Genomic DNA, 19,879 nt, shown 5'->3' on the forward strand with positions numbered 1-19,879 from the left:
ACCGCCGGCTCAGGACAGTCGACCCCTGTCGAACCCCGTGAGGGCGCCGTCTCCGCGCCACACGACCGTGCTCTGGACATAGCGGACCACCTGGGCCTCGCCACTCAGCTCGGCGAGCTCGACGCTGCCTGCATCGTCCACTCCGACGATCACGGTGAGCTGCAGTTCGTTGCGACCCAGTTCCACCGCCGGGTCGTCGGCCGCATCGATCACGGCTTCCCAGTCGAGGTCGTTGTGATCGCCGCGGCTGGCCACCACGACCGTGCCGTGGCGAACCCTGAGCTCGGAGCCGTCGATGAGGCACCGGTGGACCATGAGACGGGCACTGCGCACCGCCACAGCATGGCACTGCGATGACTGTTGTCCCGACGGCGCGCCGGTAGGCTCGCCTGCCGTGCTCGAACTGCACACAACCTGGGCGTGGGCGGTCGTGCTCGCCAATGCCCTGGCAGGCATCTGGTGCCTCGCTGCGCATTGGCTGGCGCCCTTGCGGGTGAAGGCGATCTGGTGGTTCGTTGGTGCCGCCGAGGTGGCGGTGGGCCTGCAGGTGGTCCTGGGCGTGTGGCTGCTGGCCGGCGAGGACATCCCGGCACCCGAGTTCCACGTCTTCTACGGGTTCCTCATGATCGTGGCGATTGCGATCCTCTACAGCTACCGGTTCTCGATCCGTGCCTGGCAGTACCTGCTGTACGGCTTCGGCAGCCTGTTCATGATGGGGCTCGGTATCCGCGCCATGATCCTCGGCTGACCTGCCCGTTGGCCACCCGACGGCCCCTCAGGGCAGGCCGAGTTCGGCGCAGACGGCTGCGGCCATCACACGTACGCCGATTCCGATCGCCGACTCGTCGACGTCGAAGTCACCGCGGTGCAGGTCCATGCGCTCGGAATTGCCACCCGGATGCGTGCCAAGCCGCGCATAGGTGCCCCCGGTGGCCTCGAGGTACCACGCGTAGCTGTCACCGCCGGCGCTGCGGGGCGTCTCAAGGACAGCATCCGCGCCAAGGCAACGGCGAACCGCAGACTCGAACAGCGCCGTTTCGCGGTCGTGGTTGACAACGGGCGGTACTCCACGGCGGTGGTCGACGGACCACTCGGCACCCGTGGGTTCCACGAGGGCGGCGACCGAGTCGGCCAGCAGGGACTGCGCCGAGGCCCAGACGTCACGGTCGGGTGTGCGCAGCGAGCCGGCCAGGTGCGCGCCGGCCGGAATCACATTGGCAGCGTCGCCCGAGTGGATGGCGCCGAACACCAACAGCACGTCGCCGGCGGCACGCTCGTGTACCAGCAGCGGCAGCTCCACGGCGACCCGGGATGCCAGCGAAACCATGTCGATGGTGAGTTCGGGCCTCGCGGTGTGGCCGCCCGGTCCCGTGAGGGTGATGTCGATCTGGTCGGCAGCGGACGTGATGGCCCCGCGGCGGGTGCCGACGGTGCCCACGTCGAGCTTCGGGTCACAGTGAAGTCCGTAGACCGAGCGCACACCTTCGAGCCATCCGCTGCCGACCACTTCCACGGCTCCGCCGGGGACCTGTTCCTCTGACGGCTCGAACACGAGGCGCAAGCTCTGGCCGGAGGCGTGTAGGGCCGGTGTGAGCGCGAGGCCCGCGCCCAGGACCATCGCCGTGTGCACGTCGTGACCACAGGAGTGGGCCACTCCGTCGTTGCGTGAACGGTACGCCACGTCCTTCTCGTCGGGCATCGCCAGGCCGTCTATGTCGGCACGCAGCACCACCGCGGGACCGCAGGTCGGGTCGCCCACATCGCATACGACACCCGTGCCGCTGTCGAGCACCGTGGGTTCCAGCCCGGCGGCTGACAGCCTGTCGACGATCACTTCGGTGGTCTCGTACTCGGCCCCGCTGGGTTCGGGGTGGGCGTGGAGCAGCCGGCGGAACGCGACGAGGTCATCGTGGTGTTCGAGGACCCAGTCGTCTATGGCCTTCTCGGTCGCGGAACTCACAGGAAGCCGCCGGGTCCACGGAACTCGTCCACCAGCTGTGCAACCACATCGCGCGTCGATCCGCCCGATGCCACGACCGCCCGCTGCCGGTCGGCCGACGTGCCGCTGGCGGTGACGTCGAGCGCGCTGGCCAGTTCGGGTCCGCAGCCGAGCTCGTCTGCTAGCGGTGCCAGTTCGCCGATGACCTCCTCGATCAAGGCGACCGCAGGGCGTCGTTCGCCGTCGTCGCCGACCAGGAGTTGGGCCCCGAGCCCGTGACGGCACGCCAGCCACTTGTTCTCGGCGCTGACCCAGTCCCGCGGCGCACGCAGCGGCTCTCCTGTGGCCAGGCGTCGTTCCATCTGTACCACGAGACACTGGGCGATGGCGGCGACCGCCAGGGTCTCGCGCAACGTGGGGACTGCATCGCACATGCGCAGCTCCACCGTGCCGAACTCCGGGTGTGGCCGGATGTCCCACCAGACCTCTCGAATCGATGTGATCACCCCGGCGCGCAGGAGGCCGTGCATGAACGCCTCGAAGTCGGCCCACGACTCGAGGTGTGGAGGAAGCCCGGAGTTGGGCAACGCTTCGAAGACCTTGGTGCGCGTGCTGGCCAGCGATGTGTCCGCGCCCTCCCAGTAAGGGCTGGAGGCCGACAGTGCCAGCAGCAGCGGAAGCTGTTCGCACAGTGCCTGGCTGATGGCCACCGCCGCTTCGCCCGATGACACGCCGACGTGGACGTGGATGCCCGCTATGGCGAGGCGCTGAACCGGCCAGCCAAGCCGCCCGAGGAACGCCTCGTAGCGGTCGCCGGGCGAGACGACCTGGTCCTGCCAGCGGGCGAACGGATGCGTGCCGCTCGACATGAGGTCGAGTCCGTGCGTGGATGCGATGGCGCCGAGTTCCGAGATGGTGCCGTGAAGGTCATCGCCTGCGTCGGCGACGGTTCCACAGATGCCGGTGATCACCTCGACAGTGGACCGGAACAGCTCGTGCTTGGCCTTCGGGTGCCCTTCCGGGCGGCCCTTGCCGATGGCCTCCAGGAGTCCGTCGGCGCCCTGCACGAGGTCGCGCGTGTCCGGGTCGACCAACCACATCTCCACCTCGACGCCGACGGTGGGCGCGGGGGAGGAGTTGAAGACGATCGGCTGGTCGGCGGACGCGGCTTGTCGCATCACCAACCAAAGCTAACGGGATGGCCGCCCACTGGTTGTGAGCCACAGCCCGGTCGCTGCGCCGGGCGGGCTGCTGCTACTCGGACAGGCGGGTGCGCAGGTCTTCCAGCTGTGCCTTCATGGCCGCGGGCAGGCGCTCGCCGATGAAGTCGTAGTGGTCCTCGATGAGCTCCAACTCTTCCTTCCACGCGTTGTTGTCGACGGTGAGCAGGGTCTCGAGGTCGGCGTCGGAGAGGTCGAGCCCGTCGAGGTCGAGTGAGTCGGGCGTGGGGACGAGTCCGATCGGGGTCTCCTGCGCGTCGGCGGTGCCGTTGACGCGCTCGATGATCCACTTGAGCACACGGCTGTTCTCGCCGAAGCCGGGCCAGATGAACTTGCCGCCCTCGTCCTTGCGGAACCAGTTGACCCAGTAGACCTTGGGCAGCTTGTCCTCATCGGTCTTGGCGCCGATCTCCAGGTAGTTGCCGATGTAGTCGCCGACGTTGTAGCCCATGAACGGCAACATGGCGAAGGGGTCGAAGCGGACCTGGCCGATCGCGCCGGCGGCGGCTGCGGTCTTCTCGGAGCTCATGATCGAGCCCAGGAAGGTGCCGTGGGTCCAGTCGCGGGCCTCGGTGACCAGCGGCACGTTGGAGGCGCGGCGGCCGCCGAACAGGATCGCCGAGATCGGCACGCCTGCCGGGTCCTCCCACTTGTCCGAGATCGACGGGCACTGCGAAGCCGGTGCGGTGAAGCGGGCATTCGGGTGCGAGGCCGGGGTCTCGGAGTCGGGAGTCCAGTCGTTGCCCTTCCAATCCGTGAGGTGGGCGGGAGCCTCGTCGGTCATCTCCTCCCACCAGATGTCGCCGTCGTCGGTCTTGGCGACGTTGGTGAAGATCGAGTTGGCGTTGAGGGACGCCATGGCGTTGTAGTTGGAGAAGTCGGAGGTACCCGGGGCGACTCCGAAGAAGCCTGCCTCTGGGTTGATGGCGCGCAGGCGGCCGTCGTCACCGAACTTCATCCAGGCGATGTCGTCGCCCACGGTCTCGACCTTCCAGCCCGGCAGCGTGGGGATGAGCATCGCCATGTTGGTCTTGCCACAGGCGGAGGGGAACGCGGCCGCCACGTACTTCGTCTCGCCCTCGGGGGGCGTGAGGCCGAGGATCAGCATGTGCTCGGCCATCCAGCCCTCGTCGCGGGCCATGGTGGAGGCGATGCGAAGGGCGAAGCACTTCTTGCCGAGCAGGGCGTTGCCGCCGTAGCCGGAGCCGTAGGACCAGATCTCGCGGGTCTCGGGGAAGTGCGAGATGAACTTGTTGTCGTTGCAGGGCCACGGCACGTCGTCTCGCTCGTTGCCCTCGGAATCCACCAGGTGGTAGCCGACGGAGTGCAGGCAGGGCACCCAGTCGCCGTCGCCGAGAGCATCGAGGGCACCCTGGCCCATGCGGGTCATGATGCGCATGGACACGGCCACGTAGGGGGAGTCGGTGAGCTGCACGCCGATGTGGGCGATGGGGGAGCCGAGCGGACCCATCGAGAAGGGAACGACGTACATGGTGCGGCCACGCATCGAGCCCCGGTACAGGTCGAGCATCTCGGCCTTGAGCTCGGCCGGCGGGCGCCAATTGTTGGTGGGGCCTGCATCGATCGCGTTCTCACAGGCGATGAAGGTACGGTCCTCCACGCGGGCGACGTCTGTGGGATCCGAGAGGGCGAGGTAGCTGTTGGGCCGCTTGGCTTCACTGAGGCGCTCGAAGGTGCCGCTGTCGACGAGCCCCTGGCAGAGACGGTCGTATTCCTCGGCGCTGCCGTCGCACCAGTAGACGTCGTCCGGTTCGAACACGCCTTCCCAGTGCTCGACCCAGTCCTTCAGCTTCTGGTTGCTGGTAGTTGCTGCCATGGTTCCCTCATTCCCTGGGTGCCGTATTCCTGGATGCCTCTGGTTGCCTGCTGGCATGGCCCGGAACTGTTGTCATTTGACGAAATCTGGTCTCGACGTCTTGCCCGCGGTGGGTCATCCGCCCTCTGTGAGTGGGTCCGCATGACCCGCGAAGTCGGGGGTGCCCATGTCGACCTCGGAGCCCAGGCTCAGCTGCGTTGCATGACCTGAGCCGTCGAGCTCGAAGCGGACACGCTGGCCCTGACGGAGCATTCGGAACACCGATCCCTCCAAGGCGTCCTCGGCGAGCAGGTACTCGCTCAGGTCTTTGTCCGACAGCAGGCTTCCGTCGCCGGTGGCCGGGTCGTAGGACTTGATGACGCCTTGCACCTGATCTCTCCTGGGAGTCGGTCATCTCCGTACCCGGCTGCTGGATCATGCCCCCGGTCGGCGATTCCGGTCGGAATCGCGGAGGGCAGAATGCCGCTTGTGAACGGAGTAACAATCTGGTCGTGAGGCTAGCGAGCCTACCGTTTCGCCACAAAGCGGCGAGCGACGGATGTCACGGGTTGGGCGGTCGAGCGTCGCCGCATCGCCTCTACTGGAGGGTAACGACGGGTTGGCCCGGACGCGGAACGACGGGCCGCGTCGGCCCGTCGTGGAAGGTGCGGCCACTTGTGGCCGCAAGGTCATGCCTGCGCAGCACGGCGGGCCGGCTTGGTGACCTTGCCCGCCTTGATGCACCTCGTGCACACGTTCATGCGCCTGGTGGTGGAACCGACCTGCACACGGATGCGCTGGATGTTGGGGTTCCAGCGACGCTTGGTGCGCCTGTGGGAGTGGCTGACGTTCATGCCGAACGATGGTTTCTTGTCGCAGATCTCGCACACCGAAGCCATGGCTGCTTTCCTCGGTCAGGTCCCGTGCCTCTGGCAGCGGGGTGGGTTTCGAAACGGGCCCTGTGCGGAACACCTCAGAGCGCTCCGGGCCGACTGTCCATGTTAGCCCCGGCCGCGGCGGCCGCCCAAGTGGCCAGCGGACGCTCGTCGACGACCCGGCTTCGAACCCCTCATGTCCGGGGCCTCGGTACGATGGTGACATGACGGTTCCGGTCGACACGCTCGGTCCGAGCGAATGGTTGGAGGCAGTCACCACGGCCGCCCGCGTGCTCGAAGACCATGCTGCTGCGCTCGATGCGCTCGGCACTCCTGCGCGTACGGCGTCGGGAGTCGGCTCCGACATGGCCGCGACGCTGTCGGCAGCGGTTGCCGAGGCGGAAAGCGGCCGCGACTTCGCCTCGGTGTCCGCTGCGATGGTCAATGGCGCCCGCTCTGCAGCCACTGGCCCGTCGGGGCGACGCTTGGCAACGCTGCTGGAGGGCATGCGCGACGTGCTGTGCAACGCCGACCAGCTCGACTCGCAGCGGTTTGCCCTGGGCCTCGAGGCGGGAGCGGAGCTCCTCACCCCTTCGGACGACGGTCGCCATCCGGGCGGCTTCACTGCCGTGGTGGCCGTGGCTGCGGATGCAGCTCTGTCAGACCTCGACCGAGGCTCCGAGCTCGGTGAGGTCATCCTCTCCGCCGCCGGTGCCGGCATAGAGGAGCTTGAGCGGGGCCCACAGAACGACCCCCGCCTGGCGGCGCGCGGCAGCGTCGACCCGGCGGCTGCGGGCATGTTGCTGGTGCTCGACACGCTGGCCAGCATCGTCACGGGCGAGCCCCTGCCGAGTCGCCCCGGGCCGTCCGGGGAGCAGACCGCCCGGGACTCGTTGCTGCTCTACGACGTGAGCTGCCGGCTCATCCCCGACGGCGCCGACGTCGAGGTAGCGGCCAGTCTCGAGGAGTTGATGGTGGGCATGGCCGAGATCCGCACCTGGGACGTCGGTGGCGACTCGTGGACGGTCGCTGTGCGAAGCGCTGTTCCGGGTGCCGTGGTCGAGGCACTCGTCGAGGTCGGCCGCCCCCGCGAGCTGCGCATCGCGCTTGTCGAAGCCGCAGGCGGCGGCGACGGCCTGGCCGACTCACTCGTCGGCTCCGCCGGGTGAGCGCACCGGGGGACAACGCGGGTCCCATCACGTTGGCCGAACTGTCGGCCATGGGAGTCGACCGTCTCGCGCGTGTAGGGCCGAAGAAGCTCGATGGCCTCGCACAGATGGAGATCCGCAGCCTGGCCGACCTGCTCTTCCACTATCCGCGCCGCTACGTGGACCGCACGCGAGAGGCCCGGGTGGCCGACCTTGTGGAGGGCGAGGAGGCACTCGTCATCGGCGAGGTGCGCCGCACCGACTCGCGCCGCACCCGCCGGGGCAAGACGATGGTCACGGTTGACGTGCACGACGGTTCGGCCTCCTTGCGCTGCACGTTCTTCAACCAGCCGTGGCGGGCCCGCCAGCTCGCCCCCGAGGCGGTCACGGGTGAGGTGGCGCTGTTCGGCAAGGTCGAGGTGTTCCGCGGCAAGCGCCAGATGACCAACCCGGTGGTCGACCTGGTGGGTGACCGCACCGGGCGGCTCGTGCCGATCTACCCACAGTCCGGCAAGGCCGGCCTCAACAGCTGGGAACTCGGTGCGTGGGTCACCCAGGTGCTCGACCGGTGCCATGCACGCGGTCTGGCCGACCCGGTGCCCGGGGAGCTGCTCGACCGACTCGACCTGATCGACCGCGCCGCAGCACTGCGGGCCATCCACGATCCCGAGTCGATGGCCGAGCAGGCTGCAGCGCGCCACCGCCTCGCATTCGATGAGCTGCTTCGCATCCAGCTGTCGCTCGTGCGCACCAAGCGTCAGATGGAGGCCACTTCCACCGGCATTCGCCATGACGTCGGAGTCGGCGCGGAACCGCTGGTCGGCCGGTTCGTCGAGGGGCTGCCCTATCCCCTCACGAAGGCCCAGCAGAAGGCGATCGACGAGATCGGCGCCGACATGGCGCGCCCGGTGCCGATGCACCGGCTGCTTCAGGGCGATGTGGGTGCGGGCAAGACGGTGGTGGCGCTCGCTGCAATGCTCACCGCGGTACAGGGCGGCCACCAGGGTGCGCTCATGGCCCCTACCGAGGTGCTGGCCGAGCAGCACGCCGAGGGTGTGCGCAAGATGCTCGAAGGCGTGGACCTCGACTCCGACGACAACCTCTTCGGCAGCCGGCCTCTCGTGGTGGCGCTGCTCACCAACCGCACACCTGCAGCCGAGAGGCGCCGTACCGAAGCGGGGCTGGCGGATGGGTCAGTGGACATCGTGATCGGTACCCACGCCCTCATCCAGGGCACCATCGAGTTCTCCTCGCTCGGCGTGGCGGTGATCGATGAGCAGCACCGCTTCGGAGTCGAGCAGCGAGCCGCGCTCCGCACCCCGAATCCCGACGGCACCGTCGCCGACGTGTTGGTGATGACGGCCACCCCGATCCCGCGCACGGCGGCCATGACTGTCTACGGCGACCTGGACGTGACCGTGCTCGACGAACTGCCACCCGGCCGCCAGCCCATCCTCACCCGTGTCGCGCACAGCACCGAGGAGGTCGACTCGGCTTGGGATCTGGTCCGCAAGCAAGCGGCCGCCGGACACCGCACGTTCGTGGTCTGTCCGCTGATAGACGAATCGGAGAAGGTGCAGGCCGCCTCCGCCGAGACGGTCTATGAGGAACTGTCGACCGGCGAGCTGGCTGACCTCTCCGTCGGCCTGTTGCACGGGCGCATGAAGTCCGACGAGAAGCACCCGGTAATGGAGGCCTTCCGCAACGGCGGACTTGACGTGCTGGTTGCCACGACTGTGGTGGAGGTGGGGGTGGACATCCCCGAGGCCACTGTGATGGTGGTGCTGGATGCCGACCACTTCGGCATCGCACAGCTGCACCAGTTGCGGGGCCGGGTCGGGCGGGGCAGCCATCCGAGCCACTGCGTGCTGATCGCCCACCACGAGCTGACTCCCGACGGCGAGCAACGCCTCGCGGCCATGGTGCGCACGACCGACGGGTTCGAACTCGCGGAGGTCGACCTCGAACTACGGGGCGAAGGCACCGTGATGGACACCTCACAGAAAGGCCGCAGCGACCTGAAGCTGGCCTCGTTGCGCCGCGACCGGCCGCTGGTCGAACAGGCGCGCGCAGTGGCGTTCGACCTGGTGGGCGACGGCACCGGCCTCGATGCCCACCCGCTGCTGGCCGAGGAGATCGACGTTCTGCTCGCGGACGAGGACGAGGAGTTCCTCACCAAGGGCTGAGGGGCCGGCTCCGCTCAGACGAGCACACAGCGGGTGCCGGTGTAGATACTGGGCATGCACTTGTTGCAGTGCACGCACAGGCCTTCTTCGGCCTCGCCCGCCTCGAACTTCCTCAGCAGCTGTGGGTCGCGCAGCAGAGCGCGGCCGATGGCGACCATCTCGAAGCCGTCCTCAACCGCCCGGTCGATGGTGTCGGCGCGGTTGATGCCACCGAGGAGGATCAACGGCATGGACAGAGCCTCGCGGAACTGCCTCGCCATCGGCAGCATGTAGGCCTCCTCGAAGGGGTACTCCTTGAGGAAGAGGCCGCCGGCGATCCTGAAGCCCGGGCGCACCATCTTGGGCACCGCGATCGACATCTCGTCCAGCGGCACCTCGCCACGGAAGAGGTACATGGGGTTCTGAAGCGAACTGCCGCAGGTGAGCTCCAGCGCGTCGAGGTGTCCGTCGTCCTCGAGGAGGCGGCCGACCTTCACCGATTCGTCCAGCCAGAGGCCGCCGCGCACGCCGTCGTCCATGTTGAGCTTCGCGGTGACCGCCACCTCGTCGCCCACAGCAGACCGAACAGCCCCTGCTATCTCGCGGCAGAACCTGGCGCGGTTCTCGATCGAGCCACCCCAGCCGTCGTTGCGCTTGTTGAGCTTCGGGCTCAGGAACTCCGATGGCAGGTATCCGTGGCCGAAGTGCAGCTCGATGGCATCGAAACCGGCTTCGGCCAGCAACCGGGACCCGGCGGCGAAGTCACCGATGATCGACCGGATCTCTGTCTCTTCCAGCCCGCGGGTGCGTTGCATCGCAAGAGGTGAGAACACCGGCGACGGGGAAGCGGCCTTCACGCCGATTCCTGCAGCGACCGCGCCGGCGTGGCCCACCTGTGCGGCCACGAGCGCACCCTCGGCGTGCACGGCGTCGGCCAGGCGGGAGAGGCCGGGCGCGCTCTGTGAGGACAGCACCAGCTCGCCGGGTGCACCGCGGGCATCGCGTGACACGGCACAGAACGCGAGAGTGGTCATGGCCACTCCACCGGCGGAGACCTCGCGGTGGAACTCGATCAGCTCGTCGGAGACCTGGTTCTTCTCGCAGCGGCCCTCGAAGGTCGCGGCCTTGATGACCCGGTTTCGCAGGGTCAGCGGGCCGAGCTCGACCGGGGTGTTCCAGGTGCCCGGGGCGGGCCGGTTCGTTGTGGGCGGCTCGTTGCTCTTGGCGCTGCTCATCGCAGTTGGAGCCTGTCACACGCGACGCTGGGGAGCCACGGCGCACCCGGTACTGTCCGGATGTGCCTGCGAAACTCCGCCTCTGCATTCGGGCAGCCCTTGTGGTCGTGGCGCTTCTCTGCGCGGCGTGTTCGGGCGGTGACGACGAGAGCGGCTTCGAATCGAACCGCCCACGGCCCACCGACGACGTCACCCACGACCACTCCGGTGAGGTCAGCGCCCTCGCCCCGGAGACCGTGCTGGCCGAGGACATCGCGGCGCTCGGCGATGGCGTTGCGGTCGGTGACACCTGGCCGGTGTGGATCGGCGTCAACATCTGCGGCCGGTTCCTGGAGATCCCCGCGGTCGCTGCGACAGGTGGGCTGGCCGTCGACTCGTCGGGCCTGCTGACCGTGGCCCCCGGCGACGGTGACGAGGTCGGCCACGCCGTGACCATCGGCGACGTCATGTCGCTGGTCGGGGTCGAGCTCGGAACCGGTTCGGTTTCGATGGACGAGCGCTGGGCTCCCCAGGCGGTGGATGTCGACGGTGAATCCGTGGCTGTCGCAGGTAGCACGTTCTCCACCGGCGATCCTTGCGTACTCGGCCGCGACGGAGCCGAGCCGGGCGAGGTGCAGCTCTGGTACTACACGCCCGCCGCGGTCGACAGCGGTACTGACGTGCGCCTCGTGGTGACCGACCCCGAGGATGTGCCGATCATCGGGGCCGACTCCGCGATCACCATCGCCTTCGCGCCTGTTTCATCGCTTCCGACGCTGCCGCCCGCCGCGTTGGTCGGCTGATGCGTGTGGTCGCCGGCACAGCGCGGGGCCTTCGTCTTGTCGCACCGCCGGGCAGGGAGGTGCGACCCACCACCGACAGGGTCCGCGAAGCCACGTTCAATGCGCTCGGGTCGCTCGGGGCGATCGAGGGCGCCCGCGTACTCGATGCCTTCGCGGGTAGCGGGGCGCTCGGCATCGAGGCGCTGTCGCGCGGTGCCGAGCGCTGCACGTTCACAGACGCGTCCCGCGCTGCTGTCGAAGCGGTCAACGAGAACCTGGCGACCACCCGGTTCGGGGGCCGGGCAACCGTGCTGCGACGCGATGTGTTCGACCACCTGCGCTCGCCTGCGGCGCGCAGCGCGGCCTATGACATCGTGCTTGCGGACCCGCCGTACGACTTCGATGGTTGGGCCGAGCTGCTCGATGCACTACCGGCCCCGATGGCGGTGCTCGAGTCAGGCCGGGAGCTGCAGATCGACGGTGATTGGTCGGTGGTGAGGCGACGCACCTATGGCACTACGGTGGTGACCATCGTGGAGCGCCCGGGTCGATCCGGGGGCTCGGACCACAGTTCAGAAGGGGAATGACATCCCGTGACCGTTGCGCTGTACCCAGGCTCGTTCGACCCGATACACAACGGGCACGTCGAGATTGTCGAGACCGCCTCCCGCCTGTTCGACCGGGTCGTGGTGGCCGCGATGCGCAACCCGCAGAAGGGTGAGCCGCTGTTCTCACTCGATGAGCGCGAGGACCTGATCGAGGAGTCGCTCGGGCACCTCGACAACGTCACGGTCACGATGTTCTCCTCGCTCGTGGTCGACCTCGCTCGCGACGAGGGCGCCGACTTCATCGTCAAGGGCTTGAGGGCCGTGTCCGACTTCGAGTCCGAGCTGCAGATGGCCCAGATGAACCGCAACATCTCCGGTGTCGACACTCTGTTCATTCCCTCTGCCTCGGGCAACTCGTTTCTCGCCTCGAAGCTCATCCGCGAGGTGGCGCGATTCGGTGGTGCGGTCGACGGCATGGTGCCCGACTGCGTGGCCAGCAGGCTCAAGGAGCGGTATGCCTCAGGCGGCTGAGGACCAAAAACCACACGTTTGAGCGCGCGAGGGCGCACACTGGTAGGCGATGAACGCATCCCACGACGACGAACCCCGCGAGCGCGAGGCGCGGCAGGCTCCGCGCCAGCAGCGCCAGGGCTACACGGCGCCCGAGGTCGAGGACTACCTGCGCAAGGCAATCGAGTTGATCGAGGCCGCGCCCGGCATCCCGATGTCCGCGTCGGTGCGGGTCAACCGCGACGAGCTGCTGGACCTGCTCGACGACTCGCTCGAGCGGCTGCCCGAAGAACTGCGCTCAGCGCGCTGGCTGCTCAAGGAGCGCGAGGAGTACATGGCGCGCACCAAGCGCGAGGCCGAGGATCTGATAGGCGAGGCCAAGGCGCAGGTGGCCCAGATGGTGCAGCGCACCGAGGTGGTCAAGGCCGCCGAAGCGCGTGCTCGCCACATCAACGAGGAAGCGGAGGCCAACGCCCGGCGGATGCGCCGCGAAGCCGAGGACTTCTGTGACCAGCGCCTCGCCAGCTTCGAGAACGTGCTGGCCAAGGTGCAGCAGTCGGTCGTGGTCGGCCGTGAGCGCCTCGCCGCTCCCACGATCGAGGAGTCGGAACTGCGCGGGTTCGAGCAGGGTGAACAAGACGAGCTTCCGCTTCCCGGCGAGGATTCTGAGCTCTACGACCAGGAGCGCTAGTGGTTGCCCCAGGCGGGGGAGGCGCTGGCGGCAGCGGCCCCGACGATCTGCGTTTCCGGGTACTGGAGCTGCGCCGGGACCCGGCGGGCCAGAGCTCCGAGGTGCGTTCCGTGCCTGTGCAGGTGCAGCGCATAGGCGACGCCCAGCCCACCGGTGACCCAGCGGTGGTGTCGGTGGAACTCGAGACGGTCGCGGGTGGTGTGCGGGTCGTCGGCTCGGTCGACTTCTCGTGGACGGGCTCGTGCCGGCGCTGCCTGGGGGAGGCGGGCGGTGAAGGCCGCACCGAGTTCAGCGAGCTGTTCGTCGATGACCCACAGCGCTGGGTGGCCGGCGACGACGACGAGCACGACGACGTGCACCCGATAGACCAGGGCTGGGTCGACCTGACCGACGTGGTGCGCGATGCGGTGCTCCTGGGGCTTCCGCTGGCGCCGCTGTGCAAGGCGGACTGCGACGGCCCTGCTCCCGGGGCGTTTCCGGTGGCCGTGGGCGATGAGGACCCGGCCCGGGCGGACTCCGGTGATGCCGGTCGGGGCGGCGGCGAGAGTGGCGGGGAAGGCTCCGCGGAGTCGGGCGGTGACCCTCGGTGGTCGAAGCTGTCCGAGCTCCGCTTCGACCCTTCGGCCGACTGACGCTACAATCGCTGGTTCCCGCAATACGCCCCGTTGTGCTGTCGCGCCGGGGCCAGCAGTTCGATCGAGGACGATCATGGCCGTACCCAAGAAGAAGACATCGAAGTCGAAGACCCGGAGCCGTCGGGCGTCCAACTGGCGCCTCGAGTCGTCCGCCCGAAGCACGTGCCCGCGGTGCAACGTCGTGAAGCGCCCTCACGTAGTGTGCGACAACTGCGGGTGGTACGGCGGCCGGCAGGCCATCGAAGTCGACTGACCTTCCGACCGTCACTACTCTCCGGGGAGTTTCGGCACATCACGTGTCGTTCTGCCGTCCGAGTTGGTCACTCCGTCGGGGGTGCGTAGCCAACTAGGGTGGTCGCCCAAGAGACCAGGGCCGATTGCCGGCCGCGTCCAACCACAGAGCCGTGCCGCTCGGGCCCGGCCACCGAACAGGAGCACATCCCGAAGTGCCTGCCGAAACGCATGTGCAACAGGGTCCGGTGGACCGCCAGGAGATCCTGGCCCTGGTCCAGGACCGACTGGCCGACATCCTCGAGATCGACCCCGCGTCGGTCAAGGAGGGTGACTCCTTCGCAGAAGACCTGCACGCCGACTCACTGGCGCTGATCGAGCTCGTGGAAGCGCTCGAAGAGGAACTGGGGGAACGAAGCGCTGGGTTTCGGATCGAGGATGATGACCTCGAGGACCTGAAAACAGTCCGAGATGCCGTCGACTACGTCCTCGCACGGCTCTGAGACAACACCCCCCACAGCTGCCACTCCGCCCGACTCGCTCGGGTACGACTTCGACGACCCCTCGCTGCTCGAACTGGCGCTGCGCCACCGGTCGTGGTGTGCCGAGAACGGCGGGGTTCCATCCAATGAGCGGCTCGAGTTCCTCGGCGACTCGGTCCTCGGTGTCGCCATCACCGACAACCTCTACGGCGCCTACGACGACGAGCCCGAAGGCGTGCTCGCTCGTCGCCGCGCCGAATTGGTCAACACGGTGATGCTCGCCGAGATCGCACGCGAGGTCGGCCTCGGAGAGGCCATCAAGCTCGGCAAGGGCGAAGAGAGCACCGGCGGCCGCGACAAGCCGTCCATCCTCGCTGACGCCCTGGAAGCGGTGTTCGGCGCGGTGTTCCTCGACGGTGGTTTCGGCGCGTCGCGGCAACTCATCGTCGACCTCTACGAGGACCGCCTGCTGGAAGTCGCTGAAGGTGCGTTCATGACCGACCACAAGTCACGCCTTCAGGAGCTCTCGGCACAGCGCTTCGGCGAGCTGCCCAACTACGAGTTGAGCGGGTCAGGCCCGGAGCATGCCAAGGTCTTCACCGCTTCGGTCACCGTCCACGGTGACGAACTGGGAACCGGTGAGGGTCGAACGAAGAAGGAAGCCGAACAGGCCGCCGCTGCGGAGGCGTACGACCGCCTCGAGACCGATGGAGCTGCCGGCGCGACCGAGTCCGGCAGCACAACTGCCACGAACACTGGAGACCCCCAAGATGGCTGAGCTACCCGAGATCGAACTTCTGAGGCGCGAGCTCGATCGTGAGGTCGGCGACCGCAAGGTCAAGAAGATCGAGGTACCCGTCGCCGGGGTGCTCTCAGGTATCACCCGAAAGACGCTCCCGGGCGAGATCGAAGGCCTCAAGGGCAGCGGGGTGGTGCGCCACGGGATGATGATCGGGCTGGGCTATGCCAAGACCCACGAGCTGCTCATCACGCTCGGCCCCGACTCCAGCCTGCGCCGCAACAAGGAGAAGGACGATGTCGAGAAGGGCACTGCGCTGATCGTCAGCTTCACCCAGGGCGGGCAGCTCCGCCTGCTCGATCCGAAGAAGAAGGCCCAGGTCGAGTGGCTCGCGGTCGAGGAGATCGCCGAGGCACACCCCGAACTGGCGGACCTCGGCCTCGATCCCGTCGATGAGCCCATCTCGTGGACGGTGTTCGGCGAATCGCTGCTTCGCCGCAGCGGCAAACTCAAGGGCATCCTGATGGACGACAGCTTCCTGGTCGGGATCGGCCCCGTCTACTCCGACGAGATCCTGTTCCACGCCGGGCTTCGCTACGACCGAACACCCGACAGCCTGGCCACCTCGGAGATCCGCCGTCTGTACCGAGCGGTGGTCGAGACGATGCACGACGCCGTGAAGTACGGCGGCACCACCATCGGCGAGGACGGCTGGACCGACGTCAAGGGCGAGCCCGGGGGCTACCAGGACCACCTCGCCGTGTACCGCAGGGCTGGGGAGATGAGCCCGCGTGCGCGGGGCCCGATCGTCAAGGCGCGTTACGGAAACATCACCACTTACTTCTGCGAGCAGACCCAGGTCTGATCATCTGCTGGCTGGGGGGAGAACAAGTTGTTCCTGAAAAACCTGAGCATCAAGGGCTTCAAGTCCTTCGCTGACGCAGCAAGTCTCGAACTCGAGCCGGGGGTCACCGTCGTGGTGGGTCCCAACGGGTCCGGCAAGTCCAACGTCGTGGATGCGATCGGCTGGGTGCTCGGGGCACAGGCACCCTCGGCCGTTCGTAGCCAGAAGATGGACGACGTGATCTTCGCCGGAACCGAGAAGCGCCCCGCTCTCGGTCGTGCCGAGGTATCCCTGACGATCGACAACTCAGCGGGGCTCCTGCCGATCGAGTTCACCGAGGTCACGATCACCCGCCTGTTGTTCCGCAGCGGCGACAGCGAGTACTCGATCAACGGCACGCCATGCCGGCTGCTCGACATCCAGGAACTCCTGAGCGACTCCGGCGTGGGCCGCCAGCAGCATGTGATCGTGTCCCAGGGCAACATCGATGGAGTGCTCAACGCACGTCCCGAGGATCGGCGTCTCATCATCGAAGAGGCCGCCGGCGTGCTCAAGTTCCGACGCCGCAAGGAGCGCGCCGAGCGCAGACTCGCCTCCACCGAGGCCAACCTCACCCGGATCCAGGACCTGTTGCGGGAGGTCAGGCGCCAGCTGCGCCCGCTCGAACGCCAGGCCGACGCGGCACGTCGCCACGGCGACCTCGTGGCGGAACTCTCGGCACTGCGGCTCCATCTGGCCGGGCGCGAACTGGCCCGTCTCAAGGCGCAACTCGCCAACTCGGCTGCCTCCCAGAAAGAGCTCGCGTCAATGGGCGAGAGCCTCAAGGCGCGGCTGGCAGACCTGGATGCCCGCGTCGCCACCGCGGAAGCAGAGCTGTCAGCGCTCGGCGCAACGGACCTCGGCGACACGCTTGTGCGCCTCGAGACGGTGCGCGAGCGCGGTCGCGGCCAGGTCGCACTGCTGGCCGAACGGCGCCGCAGCATCCAGCGCGAACTCGACGCGGCCGTCGACGAAGCCGTCGTGGCTTCGCTGGAAGCCGAGCGTGCCCAACTGCGCAGCGAATCGGAGCAGATCAACTCCGAGGCTGCGGAGCTCACTGCGGGCGAGACCGACCTGACGGCAGCCGAGTCGGGCCTCGCACAGCAGTGGGAGTTGTTCGAGGAGCAGTGGGGCGATGGTGTGGATGCGCCCACCGGCGAGGCGGCAGCCATGCGGAGCGAGCTCGCTGCGCTGCGTACCGCCAGGGAGCGCAGCGGCACCGACCGTGATCAGCTCACGCGCCGCCGTGCGGCCCTGGCTGAGCGTCTGGACCGCCTCACCGACGAGCGAGATGCAGCGCTGGGGGCGACCAAGCAGGCACGCGAGGCCGCGCCCCGCCTGATCGAGTCAGCGCGCCGGGCCTCCGATGGTCTGCTGTCTGCGGAAGCAGCCGAGGAACAGGCCACCACCGCCGCCCGCGACACCGAGGCAGCCCACTCCGCGTGGACCGCCCGGGTGGAGGCACTCGCCCTCGCCCTCGACGATGCCCGCCAGGGTGCCGGCGCCCAGCGTCTGAGTGGACTCGACGGCGTGCTCGGAACACTGCGGGACCTCGTCGAGGTCGACGCCGGCTGGGAAGAGGCATTCGAGGCAGCTGCGGGTGAGGCGCTCGCAGCGGTGGTGGTCGCCGATCTGGAATCCGCCCGCCGGGCCCTGTCGTCGCTGGCATCCGGCGACCACAGCGGCGCAGTGCTGGCCCTCGGCATGGCTGCCGGCTCGAAGCACACACCTCCGGGTGGCGAACCGGTGCGCGACCACGTGCGTTGCGCACCCGGGGTCGAGCGCTCCGCGGATGTGTCCAACCTGCTCGACCGGCTGCTCAACGGCGCCGCAGCAGTACACGGCGGATGGCAGGACGCCGCCCAACTGGCGGCCCAGTGGCCTGACGCCGTGGTGGTCACCACCGACGGGCACCGCTTCGGCTCGGGTGGATGGCGCCTCGGCGCGGCGGGCTCCGGGGCCACCGGCGCTGCCCTCGAAGAGGCCCAACAGGCAGCGGAGCAGTCCCACGGCGACATGGCGATGGCTGCCGAGGCCGCTGGCCTGGCCACAGAGTCCCTCGCGTCGGCAAGAGCGGTGCTGGCGGAGGCCGAGCGCGCCCGCGACACCAACGAGTCCGCCATGTCGCGCAGCTCCGAGGCAGCTGACCGCCTGGCGCTGGACGCCTCCGAGGTGGCCCAGGAGGTCTCTGATCTCGACGACCTCGTGGAGCAGATCGCAGCGCGGCTCGCCGGTGAGGTGGAGCGCATCACAACACTCGAGGCGGAATTGCCCAGGCTCGAAGCCGAGGAGGCGGAGCTGTCGCGTGCCGCCGCCGAGATGGCTGAGACGCGCGAGAAGCTCGAGCAGCGCACCGCGCAAGTGCGCTCGCAGCGCACCGACAGCGACGTACGCTCAGCGGCCCTCTCCGAGCGCAGCCGCTATGTGGCGGACCGCCTCGAACACCTCGATGAGCGCCTCGAGGGTCTCGCCTCCGACGCCGAGGAGGCAGCCGCGAAGCGGGTCCTGCTCGAAGCCCGCGCCGCTGCCACCGAACGGCTGGGCGAGTTCGTCACGGTGCGGATGCGGGCAATCGAGTCTGACCTCGAGGCCCGCAGGGAGGAACGCCGCCGCCAGTCCGAAGCAGCGCGGGCCGCTACCGAGCGTCTCGAATCGCTGCGCTCGGAGCGCACCGATGCGGAAGCCCAACTGGCCGAGACCACTGCGAAGCTACAGAAGGCGGAGATCGGCGATGCCGAGGTGCGCACCCGCCTCGAGGCGGCCACCGAGATGATCCGCAATGAGCTCGACGCCGAGCCCGACGCCGCGCTGGCAGCGGAGTGCCCGCTGCTCGAAGAGGGCGTGACCCCGGCGGGTCGGGCCCGCGATCTGCAGCGCGAACTGAAGGCGATGGGGCCGATCAACCCGCTGGCACTCCAGGAGTTCGAGGAGCTCTCCGAGCGCCACACGTTCCTCGATGGACAGCTGCACGACGTGCGCCAGACGCGCCGGGAGCTCGGCAAGGTCATCAAGGCGGTTGACGAGGAGATCGTCAACGTGTTCGCCGCCGCCTTCGCCGACGTGAGCGAGAACTTCACCCACTTGTTCGAGACGCTCTTTCCCGGCGGTGCCGGCAAGTTGCGCCTCACCGATCCCAACAACCTGCTCGACACGGGCATCGAGATCGAGGCCCGTCCGTCGGGCAAGAACGTCAAGAAGCTGTCGCTGCTCTCGGGTGGCGAGCGTTCCCTGACTGCGCTCGCGTACCTCTTCGCGGTGTTCCGCTCGCGGCCGTCTCCGTTCTACGTCATGGACGAGGTCGAGGCCGCGCTCGACGACGTCAACCTGCACCGGTTCCTCGACCTGGTCACCGAGTTCCGTTCCTCGGCACAGCTCGTGATCGTGAGCCACCAGAAGCGCACGATGGAAGCCGCCGATGTGCTGTACGGCGTGTCGATGGAGCAGGGCGGCTCGTCAAAGGTCGTGGCCGAACGGGCGTCCGAAGTGGTGGACGTCAGGTGAGCGACAAGCAACGCCCGAGCGCCAGGTGGTCAGAGGTTGTCGATTCGGCCCCCGAACTGGCCCAGGCGGTGCAGGACCGATTCGAGGCCCACCCGCACCACGTGGTGGCCACTCTGCACGCGGACGGGCGACCGAGGGTCACCGGCACCAACGTGATGTTCAACGACGGCATGTTCTGGATGGGGTCCATGGACTCATCGCGCCGCGGTGCCGACCTCCTGCGCGACCCCCGCTGTGCAGTGCATTCGGCGCCGCTCGACGAGGAAATGGGCGAGGGCGCAGGTGATGCAAGGGTCGAGGCGATCGCACAGGCCCTCGAACCCGAGGTGTCGCAGCGGTTGATTCGGCAGATCTTCGGCGAGGACGCCTCGATGGACGGCGACATGTCAGAACTGAGGGTGTGCTCCCTGTCGCTGGTCACCATCGAAGGCGAGGAGATGCGAATCCGTTGGTGGACGCCCGAAGGTGGCGAACGCGACCTCCGCCGCTCCTGAGAGGAA

The 19,879-nt window shown here is 68.2% G+C and carries 20 protein-coding genes and 1 pseudogene; 14 read left to right on the forward strand and 7 right to left on the reverse strand.

Annotated features, from left to right (window positions below; all coding sequences use genetic code 11):
* Positions 1–9: 9 nt before the first annotated feature.
* Positions 10–333, reverse strand: a complete 324-nt coding sequence (locus GY812_01790; protein MCP4434218.1) for a hypothetical protein — start codon at positions 331–333, stop codon at positions 10–12.
* Between the two features lie 61 nt (positions 334–394).
* Here GY812_01790 and GY812_01795 point away from each other — a divergent pair, with 61 nt between their 5' ends.
* The gene (locus tag GY812_01795; protein ID MCP4434219.1) at positions 395–748 is read left to right on the forward strand and encodes a hypothetical protein; all 354 of its coding nucleotides are present in this window, start codon (positions 395–397) and stop codon (positions 746–748) included.
* A gap of 27 nt (positions 749–775) precedes the next feature.
* Here the strand turns inward: GY812_01795 and GY812_01800 are convergent, their stop codons facing one another.
* The 5 genes and pseudogenes from GY812_01800 to rpmB all read right to left on the reverse strand — a co-directional run bounded on the left by GY812_01800 (position 776) and on the right by rpmB (position 5,874).
* Positions 776–1,960 carry an amidohydrolase gene (locus GY812_01800; protein MCP4434220.1) on the reverse strand — a complete coding sequence of 395 codons (1,185 nt, stop codon included), beginning with the start codon at positions 1,958–1,960 and terminating at the stop codon, positions 776–778.
* The gene (locus GY812_01805) at positions 1,957–3,117 is read right to left on the reverse strand and encodes a glutamate--cysteine ligase (GenBank protein ID MCP4434221.1); all 1,161 of its coding nucleotides are present in this window, start codon (positions 3,115–3,117) and stop codon (positions 1,957–1,959) included. Before GY812_01805 ends, GY812_01800 begins: the two co-directional genes overlap by 4 nt.
* A gap of 76 nt (positions 3,118–3,193) precedes the next feature.
* Entirely contained in the window at positions 3,194–4,996 is a 1,803-nt protein-coding gene (locus GY812_01810) for a phosphoenolpyruvate carboxykinase (GTP) (protein ID MCP4434222.1), read from the reverse strand.
* Between the two features lie 228 nt (positions 4,997–5,224).
* A pseudogene (locus GY812_01815) lies at positions 5,225–5,365 on the reverse strand (cold-shock protein).
* A 299-nt stretch (positions 5,366–5,664) separates the two neighbouring features.
* On the reverse strand, positions 5,665–5,874 hold the full coding sequence (gene rpmB, locus GY812_01820; protein MCP4434223.1) for a 50S ribosomal protein L28: 210 nt from the start codon (positions 5,872–5,874) through the stop codon (positions 5,665–5,667).
* A 200-nt stretch (positions 5,875–6,074) separates the two neighbouring features.
* Here rpmB and GY812_01825 point away from each other — a divergent pair, with 200 nt between their 5' ends.
* Positions 6,075–7,019 (forward strand): DAK2 domain-containing protein, encoded by a 945-nt coding sequence (locus tag GY812_01825; GenBank protein ID MCP4434224.1) that lies wholly within the window; start codon positions 6,075–6,077, stop codon positions 7,017–7,019.
* Positions 7,020–7,069: 50 nt separating this feature from the next.
* Complete coding sequence (gene recG / locus GY812_01830; protein ID MCP4434225.1) at positions 7,070–9,184, forward strand: ATP-dependent DNA helicase RecG; 2,115 nt, start codon at positions 7,070–7,072, stop codon at positions 9,182–9,184.
* Positions 9,185–9,198: 14 nt separating this feature from the next.
* On the opposite strand, the gene GY812_01835 is transcribed toward recG, so the two are convergent.
* Positions 9,199–10,398 carry an NADH:flavin oxidoreductase gene (locus GY812_01835; protein ID MCP4434226.1) on the reverse strand — a complete coding sequence of 400 codons (1,200 nt, stop codon included), beginning with the start codon at positions 10,396–10,398 and terminating at the stop codon, positions 9,199–9,201.
* 62 nt (positions 10,399–10,460) lie between these two features.
* On the opposite strand from GY812_01835, the gene GY812_01840 reads away from it, so the two are divergent.
* The 11 genes from GY812_01840 to GY812_01890 all read left to right on the forward strand — a co-directional run bounded on the left by GY812_01840 (position 10,461) and on the right by GY812_01890 (position 19,873).
* Entirely contained in the window at positions 10,461–11,180 is a 720-nt protein-coding gene (locus GY812_01840; GenBank protein MCP4434227.1) for a hypothetical protein, read from the forward strand.
* The gene (rsmD, locus tag GY812_01845; GenBank protein MCP4434228.1) at positions 11,180–11,746 is read left to right on the forward strand and encodes a 16S rRNA (guanine(966)-N(2))-methyltransferase RsmD; all 567 of its coding nucleotides are present in this window, start codon (positions 11,180–11,182) and stop codon (positions 11,744–11,746) included. The genes GY812_01840 and rsmD overlap by 1 nt, the downstream gene beginning before the upstream one ends.
* 6 nt (positions 11,747–11,752) lie before the next feature.
* On the forward strand, positions 11,753–12,238 hold the full coding sequence (gene coaD, locus GY812_01850) for a pantetheine-phosphate adenylyltransferase (GenBank protein MCP4434229.1): 486 nt from the start codon (positions 11,753–11,755) through the stop codon (positions 12,236–12,238).
* A gap of 49 nt (positions 12,239–12,287) precedes the next feature.
* Positions 12,288–12,908: a hypothetical protein gene (locus tag GY812_01855; protein ID MCP4434230.1), complete on the forward strand. Its 621-nt coding sequence runs from the start codon at positions 12,288–12,290 to the stop codon at positions 12,906–12,908.
* Positions 12,908–13,540, forward strand: a complete 633-nt coding sequence (locus GY812_01860; protein ID MCP4434231.1) for a DUF177 domain-containing protein — start codon at positions 12,908–12,910, stop codon at positions 13,538–13,540. The genes GY812_01855 and GY812_01860 overlap by 1 nt, the downstream gene beginning before the upstream one ends.
* A 76-nt stretch (positions 13,541–13,616) precedes the next feature.
* The gene (gene rpmF, locus GY812_01865; protein MCP4434232.1) at positions 13,617–13,796 is read left to right on the forward strand and encodes a 50S ribosomal protein L32; all 180 of its coding nucleotides are present in this window, start codon (positions 13,617–13,619) and stop codon (positions 13,794–13,796) included.
* 193 nt (positions 13,797–13,989) lie between these two features.
* A complete protein-coding gene (locus GY812_01870; protein ID MCP4434233.1) occupies positions 13,990–14,277 on the forward strand; it encodes an acyl carrier protein in 288 nt (95 codons plus the stop codon).
* Entirely contained in the window at positions 14,246–15,034 is a 789-nt protein-coding gene (rnc, locus tag GY812_01875; protein ID MCP4434234.1) for a ribonuclease III, read from the forward strand. Before GY812_01870 ends, rnc begins: the two co-directional genes overlap by 32 nt.
* Entirely contained in the window at positions 15,027–15,860 is an 834-nt protein-coding gene (locus GY812_01880) for a hypothetical protein (protein ID MCP4434235.1), read from the forward strand. Before rnc ends, GY812_01880 begins: the two co-directional genes overlap by 8 nt.
* Positions 15,861–15,887: 27 nt before the next feature.
* A complete protein-coding gene (gene smc / locus GY812_01885; GenBank protein MCP4434236.1) occupies positions 15,888–19,379 on the forward strand; it encodes a chromosome segregation protein SMC in 3,492 nt (1,163 codons plus the stop codon).
* Positions 19,376–19,873, forward strand: coding sequence for a pyridoxamine 5'-phosphate oxidase family protein (locus GY812_01890; protein ID MCP4434237.1), 498 nt, complete (start codon positions 19,376–19,378; stop codon positions 19,871–19,873). Before smc ends, GY812_01890 begins: the two co-directional genes overlap by 4 nt.
* The last annotated feature ends 6 nt before the right edge of the window (positions 19,874–19,879 follow it).

The sequence above is a fragment of the Actinomycetes bacterium genome (assembly GCA_024222295.1).
In the GTDB taxonomy this organism is placed as follows: domain Bacteria; phylum Actinomycetota; class Acidimicrobiia; order Acidimicrobiales; family Microtrichaceae; genus JAAEPF01.